The sequence below is a fragment of the Janibacter sp. UYMM211 genome (genome assembly GCF_040547045.1).
In the GTDB taxonomy this organism is placed as follows: domain Bacteria; phylum Actinomycetota; class Actinomycetes; order Actinomycetales; family Dermatophilaceae; genus Marihabitans; species Marihabitans melonis.
In genome coordinates this window covers 18994-33446 of record NZ_JBEPOY010000001.1, presented here as the reverse complement: position 1 = coordinate 33446, position 14453 = coordinate 18994, and the positions used below count along the sequence as shown (strand labels likewise).

12 protein-coding genes and 3 tRNA genes are annotated in these 14453 nt (G+C 73.5%); 9 read left to right on the top strand and 6 right to left on the bottom strand.

Annotation, left to right across the window (positions count from 1 at the left end; translation table 11 throughout):
- Positions 1–62 precede the first annotated feature (62 nt).
- Entirely contained in the window at positions 63–2516 is a 2454-nt protein-coding gene (locus tag ABIB53_RS00190) for a DUF8508 domain-containing protein (RefSeq protein ID WP_354586643.1), read from the bottom strand.
- A 163-nt stretch (positions 2517–2679) separates the two neighbouring features.
- Between ABIB53_RS00190 and ABIB53_RS00185 the strand changes: the two genes are divergently transcribed.
- The gene (locus tag ABIB53_RS00185) at positions 2680–3762 is read left to right on the top strand and encodes a DNA polymerase domain-containing protein (RefSeq protein WP_354586642.1); all 1083 of its coding nucleotides are present in this window, start codon (positions 2680–2682) and stop codon (positions 3760–3762) included.
- A gap of 56 nt (positions 3763–3818) precedes the next feature.
- Here ABIB53_RS00185 and ABIB53_RS00180 read toward each other — a convergent pair whose 3' ends face one another.
- Complete coding sequence (locus ABIB53_RS00180; RefSeq protein WP_354586640.1) at positions 3819–4097, bottom strand: hypothetical protein; 279 nt, start codon at positions 4095–4097, stop codon at positions 3819–3821.
- Positions 4098–4126: 29 nt separating this feature from the next.
- A complete protein-coding gene (locus ABIB53_RS00175; RefSeq protein WP_201467114.1) occupies positions 4127–5194 on the bottom strand; it encodes an ATP-dependent DNA ligase in 1068 nt (355 codons plus the stop codon).
- A gap of 30 nt (positions 5195–5224) precedes the next feature.
- On the opposite strand from ABIB53_RS00175, the gene ABIB53_RS00170 reads away from it, so the two are divergent.
- Positions 5225–6391: an alpha/beta hydrolase family protein gene (locus ABIB53_RS00170; RefSeq protein ID WP_191563813.1), complete on the top strand. Its 1167-nt coding sequence runs from the start codon at positions 5225–5227 to the stop codon at positions 6389–6391.
- 70 nt (positions 6392–6461) lie between these two features.
- On the opposite strand, the gene ABIB53_RS00165 is transcribed toward ABIB53_RS00170, so the two are convergent.
- Positions 6462–7136, bottom strand: a complete 675-nt coding sequence (locus ABIB53_RS00165; RefSeq protein ID WP_354586638.1) for a dihydrofolate reductase family protein — start codon at positions 7134–7136, stop codon at positions 6462–6464.
- A gap of 51 nt (positions 7137–7187) precedes the next feature.
- Here ABIB53_RS00165 and ABIB53_RS00160 point away from each other — a divergent pair, with 51 nt between their 5' ends.
- Positions 7188–8183, top strand: a complete 996-nt coding sequence (locus ABIB53_RS00160; RefSeq protein WP_354586637.1) for a polyphosphate kinase 2 family protein — start codon at positions 7188–7190, stop codon at positions 8181–8183.
- 32 nt (positions 8184–8215) lie between these two features.
- On the opposite strand, the gene ABIB53_RS00155 is transcribed toward ABIB53_RS00160, so the two are convergent.
- On the bottom strand, positions 8216–9874 hold the full coding sequence (locus ABIB53_RS00155) for an acyl-CoA dehydrogenase family protein (RefSeq protein ID WP_354586636.1): 1659 nt from the start codon (positions 9872–9874) through the stop codon (positions 8216–8218).
- 176 nt (positions 9875–10050) lie between these two features.
- On the opposite strand from ABIB53_RS00155, the gene ABIB53_RS00150 reads away from it, so the two are divergent.
- The 4 genes from ABIB53_RS00150 (at position 10051) to ABIB53_RS00135 (ending at position 11325) form a co-directional block, all read left to right on the top strand.
- Positions 10051–10959, top strand: a complete 909-nt coding sequence (locus ABIB53_RS00150; protein ID WP_191563817.1) for a YihY/virulence factor BrkB family protein — start codon at positions 10051–10053, stop codon at positions 10957–10959.
- Between the two features lie 104 nt (positions 10960–11063).
- A tRNA-Gly gene (locus ABIB53_RS00145) sits at positions 11064–11136 on the top strand.
- Positions 11137–11158: 22 nt separating this feature from the next.
- A tRNA-Cys gene (locus ABIB53_RS00140) sits at positions 11159–11229 on the top strand.
- A gap of 24 nt (positions 11230–11253) precedes the next feature.
- Positions 11254–11325: transfer RNA gene (locus ABIB53_RS00135), tRNA-Val, on the top strand.
- 84 nt (positions 11326–11409) lie between these two features.
- On the opposite strand, the gene ABIB53_RS00130 is transcribed toward ABIB53_RS00135, so the two are convergent.
- Positions 11410–12582, bottom strand: coding sequence for a ScyD/ScyE family protein (locus tag ABIB53_RS00130; protein ID WP_354586635.1), 1173 nt, complete (start codon positions 12580–12582; stop codon positions 11410–11412).
- A gap of 211 nt (positions 12583–12793) precedes the next feature.
- On the opposite strand from ABIB53_RS00130, the gene ABIB53_RS00125 reads away from it, so the two are divergent.
- On the top strand, positions 12794–13879 hold the full coding sequence (locus ABIB53_RS00125) for a helix-turn-helix transcriptional regulator (RefSeq protein ID WP_354586634.1): 1086 nt from the start codon (positions 12794–12796) through the stop codon (positions 13877–13879).
- A gap of 89 nt (positions 13880–13968) precedes the next feature.
- Positions 13969–14451, top strand: coding sequence for a hypothetical protein (locus tag ABIB53_RS00120; RefSeq protein WP_201467107.1), 483 nt, complete (start codon positions 13969–13971; stop codon positions 14449–14451).
- Positions 14452–14453: the final 2 nt, after the last annotated feature.

The following is a 14453-nucleotide window of genomic DNA, read 5'->3' as shown; positions in this document are numbered from 1 at the left end:
ACGCCCTCACGTCCCAGATGTTCCCGGGGCGTGAGGGCGTCGGTACGAAGGGGGGTCGAGCCCTACTTCTTGAGGTCCAGGTGCACGACCTGCGGGTCGTGGTCGCTGTCCTGGTCGGAGAAGGCGGCGTTCGTGTGGACGATGTCGTAGCGGAAGACCGGCTCGCCCGCCTTCGGCTTGCCCGGCCGCCACGGGCCGTTGACCTTCTCCCGCGTCACCAGCGAGGGGCTGAGCAGGATGTGGTCGAGGACCTGGCTGTTGCCGTCGAAGACGTAGGTCCACCGCTCACCGGCGGGCAGGGTGCGCGGCAGGTCGGTCAGCGCCGTCGAGCCGCTGCCCTCGAGGGTGTCGACGAGGATGTCCGCGGTCGTCGAGAACTCGAAGTCGTTGACGTCGCCGGCGACGACGACCTTGGCCTGGCTGTCGGCGTCGAGCAGGTCGTCGACGAAGGAGCGCACCGCGCGCGCCTGGGCATGCCGGTCGTCCTCGCTGGAGCGCACCGGCTGCTGCCAGCGCCCGAAGAGCGGGTCGTCGCCGCCCTTGCTGCTCAGGTGCACGGCGACGACGAAGACGCTCTCGCCGCGGTAGCGCAGCTCGGTGACGAGCGGCTTGCGCGAGCTCTCGAAGGCGGGGTTCGTCGGGTCGACGCGACCGGGAGAGGTCGTGAGGTAGGGCTCGGTCCGCTTGCCCTTGCGCCGCGTCTCGACGAGCGCCTCGTGCTCGGGGTCGCCCGCGTCGCGGGCGATGACGTCGACGTCGCGGTCGGCCCGCACGAGCAGGACGTTGCGGATGTTCCCGCCGGGCTGGCCGCCGTCGGCCTTGTCCTTCGGGTTGACCCAGTGCGCCGTGTACTGCGGTCCGCCCTGGGCGAGGATCGCCGCCGCGAGCTTGTCGGTCGTCGCGGTCGAGTCGACGGTGCCGTCGTCGACGGCGCCGTTGTCGTCCTGGACCTCCTCGACGGCGATGACGTCGGGGGAGCGCAGGTTCGTCACGACCTGCGCCGCGAGCCGGTCGAACTTCTCCTGCGGGTTCGTGGGAGCGAGGTTCTCGACGTTGAAGGACGCGACGCTCAGCTCGCGGTCACGCTGGACGGGCGCGACCTCGCGCTGCGCCGGGCCGTCGACGACCGTCGGCTGCTCCTGGACGTGGAGCTTGAAGTTGCCGAAGTCGTAGTCGAGGACGCCGGTGACGAGCCCCGGCAGGGTGTCGCCCTGGTCGGCCGCCGGGAGGGCGCCGGTGAGGTAGTCGTCGAGGATGACGCGCATCGTGTTGGGCCGGTCGTAGCCGGAGTAGACGACGCCGCCCCAGGCGGTGCGGGTGGCCTGCACGCCGCTGCCGGGCACGACGGGGAGCTCGCCGAAGGAGTTCGTCGGGCCGACGGCGGTCGCGTCGCGCACCCCGAGGCGCATGCCCTCGAGTGACTCGTAGAAGTCGATGGCGTCGCGCTCGGGCCGGAACTCGGCACCGTCGTACTCGACGTTCTTCGGGTCCGCCGCATCGACGCTCTGCTGCGGGGCGGTGCGGTCCTCGCCGAGGACGACCGGGGCCGGGACGGGCGCCGTGCCGGTCACGGTGACCCGCGGGCCGACGACCTGCGTCGTCGTGAGGTTGTCCCACCCGCTGGAGCCACCGGGACGGAACTCGTCGACGGCGCCGTCGACGCTCACGGTGTCGCCGACCGTCGCGGTCGGCGCCGTGCGGGTGTACACGAGGATCGCCTCGGACGTCGCGGGGTCGTCGTCCGGGGTGGTCGACTGCATCCAGAAGCCGTTGCGGCTCACCGCCGTGACGACCCCTTCGACGCCGTTGACCCGCTGCCCGTCGAGCGGGGAGAGGTGAGCCGCGCCCTGGATCTGCGCGATGGTCTCCGGCTCGTCGACCGGCGGCTCCTCGCCCCCTTCGCACGTCGTCACCGGGGTCGTCGAGGACTGCGGCGTCGGTGCCCCGACGACGAAATCGCCTGCGTTGTTATCCGTGTCGCCGCAGATGTCCCGGCGCGCGACGGACGTCGTGTTGCTCGTCGCCCCGGCCGGCGCGCCCTCGAAGGTCGTCGCCGAGCCCCAGCCGAGGAGGTCGACCTCGCCCCCGCTCGCGTCGCGCAGGACGACGCGGGCGCCGCTCGAGGACATCGGGACCGTGCCGGTCGCGTCGGGGGTGGGCAGCGCGGGGGCGGTCGCGCTCGCGCCGTCGGCCTGCTTGACGAGGTAGCGACCACCCGCGGCGATGCTGCCGCTCAGCGGCGTCGTCTGCGCGGTCGTGCCGCTCGCGGAGTAGTAGGCCAGGCTCCAGCCGCTGAGGTCGACGGCCGCGCCGGAGCGGTTGGCGAGCTCGACGAAGTCGCTGCGGAAGGGGGCGCCGGAGTTGCCGCCGCCGCCGTAGGCCTCGGAGATGACGACCGTCGTGGAGACGGCGGTGGCGCTCGGCGCGGTGACGGCGAGGGCGGCGGTGACGAGCGGGACGGCGGTGAGCGCCGCGAGCGCGCGACGGCGTCGGGGCGAGGTGTGGCGAGAGGGCACGGGGGTTGCTCCTGAGCTGGAGAGAGGGGGCGAGAGAGACGGTAGGCACCCCTGGGTGACGCCACGCCGCGTCCGGGGTAAACCTCTGGCCAAGACCAGGTCAGGACTTCGTCAGGGGGCGAAGGGGGACCGTGCTGTCCCCTCCCACCACTACCGTGAGCGCATGGCCAAGACCCCCGCGGGCAGCGTCACCGCCGGTGAGCGCGAGGTCCGCGTCTCCAGCCCGGACCGGGTGATCTACGAGGCGACCGAGCGCACGCCGCCGATCACCAAGCTCGAGGTGTGCCAGTACTTCGCCGACGTCGGCGAGGCGATGATGCGCGCGGTCGGCGAACGACCGACGGCGATGGAGCGCTGGCCCGACGGGTGGCGCGAAGACATGCGCCTGGCCGTCGGCCCGCAGGACAAGGGAGCCGACGGCTTCTACCAGAAGCGGTTGCCGCGAGGCGCGCCCGACTACGTCGAGACCGTCGAGATCACCTTCCCCAGCGGACGGACCGCGGCCGAGCTGTGCCCCACCGAGCCCGCCTCGGTCGTGTGGGCCGCGCAGATGGGTGCGCTGACGCTCCACCCGTGGCCGGTGCGCCGGCCCGATGTCGACCACCCCGACGAGCTGCGGGTCGACCTCGACCCGCAGCCCGGCACGACCTTCGCCGACGCGCGGCGCGTCGCCGGCGTGGCCCGTGAGCTGCTCGAGGAGCTCGGCATGCGCGGCTACCCCAAGACGAGCGGCAACCGCGGCATCCACATCTACGTCCGGGTCGAGCCGACGCACTCCTTCGAGGACCTGCGCCACGCGGCGATCGGCTTCGGGCGCGAGCTCGAGCGCCGTGACGACGGCGTGACGACGGCGTGGTGGAAGGAGGAGCGCGGGGAGCGGATCTTCGTCGACTTCAACCAGAACAACCGCGACCGCACGATCGCGAGCGCGTGGAGCCTGCGCGCCCGCCCCGGGGCGCCGGTGAGCACCCCGCTGACGTGGGAGCAGCTCGCCGAGGTCGACGACCCCGCGGCCCTGCACCTGCTGTCCGTCCCCGAGAGGCTCGCCGACGGCGACCCGTGGGCCGACATGGACGGCACGTCGTACTCCCTCGCACCGCTGCTACGGCTGTGGGAGGAGCTGCCCGGCGGCGAGCTGAACTTCCCGCCCGACTACCCCAAGATGCCCGGCGAGCCCCCACGCGTGCAGCCGAGCAAGAAGGTGGCGTCCCACTGGGACGAGGACGGCAACCGAGTCGAGGGCTGAGCGCGACGAGGTCCGCGACGACCGCCGGAGCGACCGGGTCGGAGCGCGACGAGGTCTCAGGCCACGAAGCCGTCGAGCTCGGCGACGGTCTCGCCGTGGGCGGTGACGACGACCTTCGTGCTGCCCAGCGCCGACTGGTGCACGGTCGCGACGACCTGCGTGCCCGTCGACAGCGTGCCGACGAGCTCTCGGCTCCCGGCGAGCACCTCCTCCTGCGCGAGCAGCTGGTCCCCCTCGAAGAGGCGCCAGGTCGCGCGGATCGCACCGGTGGAGCCGACGACGCGCACCGGACGCCCGTCGACGGTGAGGTTGTGGCTGTCTCGCGTGAGGCTCATGGCCAGACGCTACCGATCGTCACGGCCGATCAGGGCTCGCGCTCGAGGAGCACCTCGCCGAGGTCGTAGGCCGGGGCGCGGTCGATCTGGTCGAGGGTGCACGACTCAGGGTCGCGGTCAGGCCGCCAGCGCACGAGCTGCACGGCGTGCCGGAAGCGCCACCCCTCGAGCTGGTCGAAGGCGACCTCGACGACGAGCTCCGGGCGGAGCGGGACGTAGGAGACGTCCTTGCTCGAGGAGAAGCGCGAGCGGTCGGTCTCGGCCTGCACGACCTCGCCCTCCTCGTCGCGGCGCACGTAGGGCTCGAGCTCGTCGACGAGCTCGAGACGGCGCGCGGTCGTGAAGGCGGCGATCCCCCCGACCCCGATGAGCTGCCCCTCGTGGTGCAGCCCGAGCAGGAGCGAGCCGACGCCCTGCCCCGACTTGTGCACGCGGTAGCCGATGACGACGGCCTCGGCGGTGCGCTTGTGCTTGACCTTGATCATCGTGCGCTTGCCGGGGGAGTAGGGCGAGGCGAGCGCCTTGGCGACGACGCCGTCGAGACCGGCCCCCTCGAAGCGGGTGAACCAGTCCGTCGCCTCGTCCGGGTCGCGGGTGACGCGGGTCAGGTGGATCGGTGCCTCGGGAGAGACCTGCGCGAAGAGCTCCTCGAGGCGCGCACGGCGCTCGGCGAAGGGGGTGGACATGAGGTCCTCGTCGCCGACGGCGAGCAGGTCGAAGACGACGACCTCGGCCGGGGTCTCCTGCGAGAGCTTCGTCACGCGCGACGCCGCGGGGTGGATGCGCTGCGAGAGCGCCTCCCACTGCAGCCGCTGGGCTCCCGGCTCGCCGGAGCGCACGACGATCTCGCCGTCGAGGACGACCCGCTCGGGCAGGTGCTCCAGGCAGGCCGCGACGACCTCGGGGAAGTAGCGGGTGAGCGGCTTCTTGCCGCGGCTCGCGAGCTCGACCTCGTCGCCGTCGCGCAGGACGACGCAGCGGAAGCCGTCCCACTTCGGCTCGTAGGCGTACCCCCCGTCGACCGCGTCGGCGGCGGGCACCGCGGCGGCGGCCTTGGCGAGCATGGGGTCGACGGGGAGCGCGATGGGTTGCCTCACCCGCCCATCATGACCTGAGAGGATCGCCTCGTGAGCCCCAGCACGACCACCCGACGCGCCGCGACGTACGGCGGTGCCGCCGTGGGCGGCGCCCTGGCCGGTGCCGGCTCGGTGTGGCTCGGCGCCGCGGCCTACTTCGCCCGCCGCGTGCTCACGCCCGACCCCTACCGGCCCGACGACGCCCGGATCCGGGTGCTCCATCACGACTCGGTCACCCTCGACGCGACGCCGGAGACGACCGTGCCGGGCCTGTACGGCCTGTGGGTCGACGGCGACGGCGGTCACGTCCGGGTGGGCGAGGTCCTCGAGCACGACCACCGCCTCCAGCGGGTGCGCCGGCGGCTGGTCGGCGTCGACTGGGGCACCGCCCGACCGGGCCCGGTGCGGGTCAACGGCTACTACTACGCGCGCAACCCCCGCGAGGACCTGGGCCTGCACCACGAGGACGTCGTCGTCGACGGCGAGGTCGGGCCGATGCCGGCCTGGGTGGTGCCCAGCGAGGGAGCCGACCACTCGCGCTGGGCGGTCCTCGTCCACGGGCGCGGGGCCCGGCGCTACGAGACGTTGCGGGCCGTGCCCGCGCTGCACGCCGCCGGTCTCGACGTGCTCGTGCCGAGCTATCGCAACGACACCGAGGCCCCGCTGGGCCCCGACGGGCGCTACAACCTCGGCCTGTCGGAGTGGCGCGACGTCGAGGCCGCGATGCGCCTCGCCGTCGCCCGGGGTGCCCAGGAGATCGTCCTCGTCGGCTGGTCGATGGGCGGGGCGATCGTGCTCCAGGTGCTCGACCGCTCCGAGCTCGCCCCGCTCGTCAGCCGGGCCGTGCTCGACGGCCCGGTCGTCGACTGGGCCGACGTCCTCGCCCACCATGCCCGGCTGCACTCGGTGCCCCGGGCGGTCGGCAGCCTCGGACGCAGCCTCATGGGTCAGCGCTGGGCGCGCGGTCTCGTCGGGCTCACCGAGTCCGTCGACGTCACCCGCACCGACTGGGTGCGCCGCGCCGACGAGCTGCACCACCCGCTGCTGCTCATCCACTCCCGTGACGACGAGTTCGTGCCGGTCGGGCCCTCCGAGCGTCTCGCCGCCGCCCGGCCCGACCTCGTGACCTTCGAGCCGTGGTCGCTCGCCCGGCACTGCAAGGAGTGGAACGTCGACCCGCACCGGTGGGACCGGGTCGTCGGCGACTTCGTGCGCTGAGGTCGTCCGGCGCTCGCACCGGCGCCCCACCCCGCGCCCGCACCGGCCCCGGTGCTCTGACCGCGGTGCGTCAGCGGCGCACGCGCCACAGCCCGACGAGGGTGCCGTCCTCCTCGAGGAGGTGCACCGGCTCGAGCGCGACCTCGGCGGCAGGACCGCGCAGGATCCGGGGGTGGTCGTCGGGCGACCCGACGACGAGCGAGGGCGCCCACGACAGGCCGAGCTCGTCGACCAGGCCCGCGGCGACGAGGTCCCCGGCCAGGCTCGGTCCCCCTTCGCACAGGACGTGCGGGCCGAAGGCCGCGCGGCACCGCTGCACGAGGGCCGCGAGGTCGACCTCGTCCTGCCCGACGTGCCACACGTGCTCGCCCTCGGGCACGCCGGAGGCGGCCACCGTGGCGAGGACGACGGTCCCGTCGCCCTCGCGGACCGAGCCGGGCAGCTCGCCGCGGCGGCTGACGACGACGAGCGGCGTCGACCGGGACCCGTACTCCTCCGCCCGGGCCGTGCCGGCACCGACGAGCACGACGTCGGCCGCCCGGCCCATCGCCCGGTACCCACGGCCGTCGGCCTCGGTGTTGATCGAGCCCGACACCCCGTCGCCGCCCGTCGCGGCGCCGTCGAGGGTGGAGACGAAGCTGAGGCGCAGCAGCTCGCCGTCGTGGGCGTAGAGCGCGTCGACGGCGGCGTCGTCGAGGGTCCCGTCGGGCAGGTCGACGTGCGGGGGAGCGATGAGGGCGCGCATGGCGGCATCCTCGCAGCCCCACGGGCCCGGACCGGTGGGCATGATGGGCCGATGGCGAAGGGGTCGAAGAAGACGAAGACATCGGCGAAGAGCGCGAAGGACGAGCGCTCGAAGGACAAGCGCCCGAAGGGGGCGGACCGCACGGGCGCAGGGCCGAAGAAGTCAGCCCCCGGCGAGCCCGTGCAGACGACGGTGACGAAGGGGGCACCCGTGCCCCAGACCTTCGGCGAGGCGCTGCGCGCCGGTCCGACGACTCGGGTCGACGAGATCGACACGCGTGGCACGCCGGGCTTCGACGGCGACAAGGCCGCGGCTGCCGAGCTCATGCCCGAGCTCGCCGACGTCGTCAGCGAGCTGCAGGAGCGGTTGTACGCCGAGTCCAAGGGCGGCGGTCAGCGCAGCGTCCTGCTCGTCATCCAGGGCATGGACACCTCGGGCAAGGGCGGCATCATGCGCCACGTCGTCGGGGCCATGGACCCGCAGGGTGTCGCGCTCACGAGCTTCAAGGTGCCGAGCGACGAGGAACGGCGTCACCCCTTCCTGTGGCGGATCCGGCGCGCACTGCCGCGGGCCGGCGAGATCGGCGTCTTCGACCGCAGCCACTACGAGGACGTCCTCGTCGTGCGCGTCCACGACCTCGTGCCGCGCGCGCAGTGGTCGCGCCGGTACGGCCAGATCGCGACCTTCGAGCGCGGTCTCGTCGAGAGCGGCACAACGGTCGTCAAGGTGATGCTCCACATCAGCAAGGACGAGCAGCGCGCCCGCCTCGCCGAGCGTCTCGCCCGCCCCGACAAGCACTGGAAGTACAACCCCGGCGACATCGACGAGCGCGAGCACTGGGACGAGTACATGGAGGCCTACCAGAGCGTCCTCGAGCGCACCTCGACCGAGAGCGCGCCGTGGTACGTCGTGCCCGCCGACCGCAAGTGGTACGCCCGTCTGGCCGTCATGCAGCTGCTCAAGGAGCACCTCGAGGCGATGGACCCGCGGTGGCCGGCTGCCGACTTCGACGTCGAGGTCGAGCAGGAGCGCCTCGAGCACACCTGAGCGTCAGCGGCGACCAGGCGGGACGCGCACCGTCAGCAGCGTCCGAGCGCGACGGGCGCCGCGAGCGACGCGAGACGGGGATCGATCGACCCGAGCCCGAGACGGGCACCCGCGCCCAGGCGTGACTCGACGAAGGCCTCGGCGAGCTCCGGTGGCGCGTAGCGCGTCATGAGGCTGCCCTGGAGCACGAGGGCGAGGTCCTCGACGAGGCGCCGGGCGCCGGCCTGGGCCGCGAGCGGGTCGAGCGCGACGGCCGCGCAGGCGGTCTCGACGGCGTCGAGCGCCCGGTCGAGCGTCGACGAGCTGCCCCGCGCGACGGCGGCCTCCTCGAGGAGGGCCTTGAGGCTCGCGGGCTCGCGGCTGATCGCCCGGACGACGTCGAGCGCGTTGACGTTGCCCGAGCCCTCCCAGATCGAGTTGAGGGGGGCCTGGCGGTAGAGACGGGCCAGACCGTTCTCCTCGACGTAGCCCGCCCCGCCGAGGCACTCCAGCGCCTCGGCGACGAGGGTCGGCGTGCGCTTGCACACCCAGTACTTGCCGACGGCGACACCGAGGCGTGCCAGCTCGACCTCGCCGGTGTCGACCGCGTGGGCCAGCCGCATGCCGAGCAGGGTGGCCGCCTCCGACTCGAGCGCGAGATCGGTGAGCACCGAGCGCATGAGCGGCTGGTCGACGAGCAGCGCGCCGAAGGCGCGACGGTGCCGGGCGTGGTGCACGGCCCGGGCGAGGGCGGCGCGGGTGGTCGCGGCCGACCCGAGGACGCAGTCGAGACGGGTCGCGGCGACCATGTCGATGATCGTGCGCACCCCGCGCCCCTCCTCGCCGACGAGCGAGCCCCACGTGCCGTCGAGCTCGACCTCGGAGGAGGCGTTCGAGCGGTCGCCCAGCTTGTCTTTGAGGCGCTGGAGGGCGAAGGGGTTGCGCGTCTCGTCGTCGAGGACGCGCGGCACGGCGAAGCAGCTCGGCGCGTCCTGCCCGTCGGTGCGGGCGAGGACGAGGAAGAGGTCGCTCATCGGGGCCGAGCAGAACCACTTGTGCCCGGTGAGCCGGTAGGTGCGCCCGGGCAGCGGCCCGTCCGGCGCCGGCGTCGCGAGCGTGCGGTTGGCGCGCACGTCGGAGCCGCCCTGCTTCTCCGTCATCCCCATGCCGGCGACGAGCCCCGCCTTGAGCGCCGGCGCTCGCAGACCCGGGTCGTACTCGCGCGACGCGAGACCGGGCTCGTAGCGCGTCGTGAGCTCGGGGGAGTGGCGCAGCGCGGGCACGGCGGCATGGGTCATCGTCACCGGGCAGATGTGGCCGGCGTCGACCTGCGACCAGGTGACGAAGCCGGCCGCCCGCCGCACGTGAGCGCCCGTGCCCCGTCCGGCCGCCCAGGTGGCGGCGGTGAGCCCGGCACCGACGGCGACGCGCATGAGGTCGTGCCAGGCGGGGTCGTAGTCGACCTCGTCGACGCGGTGCCCCCAGCGGTCGTGGGTGCGCAGCCGGGGGGCGTTGCGCTCGGCCCGATCCGCGAGCTCGGCCGCCTCCGCGCTGCCCGCCCGCTCGCCGAGCGCGTGCAGCGCTGCGTGGGCGTCGGCCCGCCCGGTCCCGGGGACCCAGCGCTCGACGGCCTCGGTGAGGGTCGGGTCGCTGCCGTAGACGTCGACCCCGACGAAGGGGGGCGGCTGGTTCGTCACGTCGTGGGTCGGCATGGCGCGAGGATAGGCGGCCGGTCCGGTGGTCTCGAGGCTCGGGCCCGTAGGGCCCGTCGCGCCTCGACCGACGAAGCCCTCGCCGGTCGAGGTGCGAGGGACGAGGCCACCCCGACGAGCCGCTCCTCCCGCGTGGGTCACGCCGGTCGGGCCGTGCGGGCTCTACGGTGCAGAGCGTGAGCACACGGGCGAGGGTGCGCGACGGGCTCGAGAGCGTCCCCTTCGCCCTCGCCCTCGTCCGGCTCGTGCGCGAGACGGTCCGCATCTGCCTGCGCTACCGGGTCACCGGGCTGGCCGCGGAGGCCGGCTTCTTCGCGCTGCTGTCCCTCCCGCCGCTCGTCCTCGGGCTCTTCGGCGGGGTCGGCTACGTCGGCAGCGCGGTGGGGCAGAGCGGTGTCGACGACTTCACCGAGCGGATCGCCAGCTATGCCGGCAGCTTCCTCACCCCGCAGGTCATCGACGACCTGCTGCTGCCGACGGTCGACGAGGTCTTCCGCGCCGGGCGCGGCGAGCTCATCTCCATCGGCTTCCTGCTGTCGGTGTGGTCGGGCTCGCGGGTGCTCAACGTCTTCATCGACACCATCTCGATCATGTACGGGCAGTCCGGCATCCGCGGGATCGTGCGCACGCGGGCGATGAGCCTGTCGATCTACACCCTCGGGCTGCTCTTCGGCGTCGTCATGATGCCGCTCGTCCTCGTCGGGCCGAGCGCGATCGGCTCCCTGCTGCCCGACCCCGCGGACTGGCTCGTGGCCCTCTACTGGCCGGTCGTGTCCGTCCTCGTGCTCGCCGGTGTCACGACCCTCTTCCACCTCTCGACCCCGCAGCGCGACCCCTGGCGCCGCGACCTGCCCGGCGCCGCCCTCACCCTCGTGCTGTGGGTCCTGTCGGCCTGGCTCGTGCGCACCCTCGTCGCCGGCTCCCTCGGCGGCACCTCGATCTACGGCCCGCTGAGCACCCCGATCATCCTCATCGTCGGCCTCTACGCGATCGCGATCTCCGTGCTCGTCGGGGCCGCGCTCAACGCCGCCGTGCGCTCCCTGTGGCCCCACTCGGCGGCCGACCGGTCCATCGCGCAGGCCTGACGACGGGGGTGCGAGGACCGCCCCAGGAGTCGGTTTGGAGTTCACCGTCCGTCTGGGCTACTGTCACACCGCACGCAAGGGGCAAGGAAGCCCGGAGCGGAAGTGCGGATGTAGCTCAGTTGGTAGAGCGCAACCTTGCCAAGGTTGAGGTCGCCGGTTCGAGGCCGGTCATCCGCTCGGAAGGTTCACCGCCTCCAGTGGTGGAGTGGCCGAGAGGCGAGGCAACGGCCTGCAAAGCCGTCTACACGGGTTCAAATCCCGTCTCCACCTCGACGCAGGACCTAGCAGGACCCCGGGCGATTGGCGCAGCGGTAGCGCGCTTCCTTGACACGGAAGAGGTCACTGGTTCAAACCCAGTATCGCCCACCGCAGACGAAGGGTCCCGACCACCAGGTCGGGGCCCTTCGTCATGCCACCGGGGCTCGTGCCGCCGGTGTCCTCCCACCGCGATCAGTGGTGGTGATGGTGGTGGTGCTTCAGCGACACCTTGACGATCGACCCCGGGGCCCGCGGCGTGCCCGTCTCGAAGTCGATGTCCGCGAGCTGGCCGAGGTACATCGTGCGCCCGCTCACCTCGACGGCCAGGGGCCGCTCCATCCGGTAGGCGGCCCAGCGGTGCCGGCCGTGCACGGCCGTCACCTGGCCGCCGAAGAGCTCGGCGACGTAGAGCGTGTCGCCCTGCACCGCGAGGTTCGTCGCCCCGAGGAATCCGGAGGCGACCTTCGTCACCGCGCCGTGGCGTCCGATCGTGAAGACGGCGCCCCGGGCACCCAGGCTCGGGTCCTCGGGGCCGCCGGGCAGCGAGCTCATGTAGAGCCGGCCGCGCGGGCCCACCTCGACATCGGTGGGGACACCCTCGAAGGCGTAGGTGACGCCCACGGTGCAGTCGGGCAGACCGATCGACGCGGCGATCTCCGTCGTGATGAGCAGCGGCCGGCGTGGCGCGAGGGCGAGCGTCGAGATGCGTCCGCGGCGGTCGACCCGCAGCACGGAGTTGCCCGCGGCGTCGGCGACCGCCCAGGACCCGTCCGGCAGGGCGGCGACCGCGTAGGGGTGCGACTCGACGATGCCCGTGTACGTCGCCTGGCCCCCGGTGAGCCCGCCGAAGACCTCCTCGGCGCAGGGGTTGCCGCCGGCGATGATGCCGTAGGTGACCCCCTGGTCCGGGTTGACGGTCTGCTCGTACGCGCCGAGGTCGGCGACGACGTCCGGCCGTCCCTTCGACTGGATCGTCAGGGTGCTGCGCCCGTCGGCAGAGGTGCTCGCGTATGCCCACGTGCGGCCCCCCTTCGCCACGTCGACGCCGGCGATCTCACCGCCCTCGACCCGCGCGAGCACGGTCTTGGTGCCCGATCGGGAGTACCTCGTGAGGGTGCCGAGGAAGCCGTCGGTCGCGTAGACGTCGCGCCCCTCGACGGCGAGCTGGAAGGGTGCGAGGACGCTGTCGTCGATCGTCGAGACCCAGCGCGGGTGCCCCTCGGGGCCCCCGGGGGGTCGTGCTGCGGACGTCGGCGGCGCGAGGCTCAGACCCAGGACGGCTGCCGCGGCGGCGGCGAGGACGGGTCGGAGCCCTCGACGGCGACCCGGGTGCTGGTGACGGGCTCTCAGACGGCTCGATGACATGGGCTGCTCCTCGTGACGTGGGGTCCGACCACGCGCCCGCCCTCCCCGGCGGGCTCGTCTCGCGACGGTGCTCGGATCCCATGAAGGGTCGTGCAGGCCCCCAGGGCCTGCCCATCCCCGAGCCGCGGCTTTGTCCGATTCCGCCCCGGCGGAGGGTGACCTGCCCCACAATGCTGGGGGTCCGGTGACGCCGTTCGGGAGGTGGTCGTCGATGGACAGAGATCTGGTGCGCGACCGCGTGGTGGCAGATGTCGCCGTCCTCGCGCGGGCCCAGGTCGACCTCGAGACCTTCGCGCACGAGGCGATGCAGTCCCTGCAGCGCGCGGTGCCGCACGACGGCTGGTCTCTCGGCACCCTCGACCCGGCGTCGCTCATGCCCACGGGGGTCTGCCTGCGCGAGGGCTGCGCGGTGGCCTGGGCGGCGCACGACCGCGAGTGGGCGCGCCTCGAGTACGGCCAGGACGACCCCACCTCGGTGCTCGCCATGGCGCGCTCCGGCTGCGCCGCGCTCGGCGTGCACGACGTCACCGGGGGAGACCTCTCCCGCTCACCTCGTATGCGCGACCTCATGAGCCCCGTCCTCGGCTGCGCCGACGAGCTGCGCGCCCTCGCCACCGACGGGCACCGGTCGTGGGGGGCCGTCTTCCTCTACCGGCTCCGCGGGCACTTCGAGCCGTGGGAGGTCGCGCTCGTCGAGGCCCTGTGCCCCTCCTTCGCCCGCGCGGTGCGCCGTGGGGTCCTCGGGATGTGGGCCGGTCGGCGCACGGTGACCGACGACTCCACCCCCACGATGGTCGTCCTCGACGCGCGGGGCGAGGTGGTCCTGTCCTCGCCCGGAGGCGTCGAGCAGCTCGTCTCGCTCCACCACGGCGACGGGGCCGAGGCGAGCGAGGGGCTGCTCGCGTCGCTCGCCGCGGCGGCCGCGGCGACCCGGGCGACGAAGGGGGCGCACCACCCGACGACGAGGGTGCGCCTGGCCGACGGACGGTGGTGCACCGTGCACGCGACGCCGCTGGGCTCGCCCGACGGGGACCTCGTCGGCGTCACGATCACGGAGTCGCGCCCCCGCGAGCTCCTCCCGCTCGTCGTCGACGCCCTGGGCATGACCCCGCGCGAGCGCGACGTCCTCGTGCTCGTCGTGCGGGGCGCGGACACGCGATCGGTGGCCGAGCAGCTGCACATGAGCAGCCACACGGTGCAGGACCACCTCAAGGCGATCTTCGCCAAGGCGGGGGTGCACAGCCGCCGCGAGCTCACCGCCCTCGTCCTCGGGGACCAGCTCGACCCCGCGTGGTGAGGCCACCCTGGACAGCCGGGCTCCGCGGAGCCGATCCGTGCACCTGCGCGGATAGCCTGGCCTGACACCGTCGACAAGGGAGTGAAGCGATGACGCAGGACCCACGCCGCGAGGAGCTCGCGGCGCACGACGAGCGCGGGACACGCGACGGCGAGACCGTCGAGGTCGCCCCCACCCACGGCCCCGAGCACGACACCGAGGTGCACCCGCACGTCTCGAAGTCCGGCGAGCGGGTCGTCCTCAACACCATCGCCGGCGAGGTCGGCACCGAGGCGGTCCGGGCCCAGGCCGCGGCCCTGCTCCGCGTCGTCGGCGAGGCCGGCGGGCTCACCCAGGACGAGCTCACCGAGCGCGTCCACGAGGCGATGGCCGCGACCGGTGCCGGGGACCAGCCCACGGTCGTCGCCCGCTCGGTCGCCGAGGCGATCCAGCGCGGCATCCGCTCGCGGCTGGTCATCGAGACCGATGACGGCGCCGTCCTCGGCGTCTACGATGCCCCGGCCGACGAGGTCGAGCGCGTCCACCCCAACGTCACCGACCCGGCCCACGAGGACCGACCCTTCTACACCTGAGC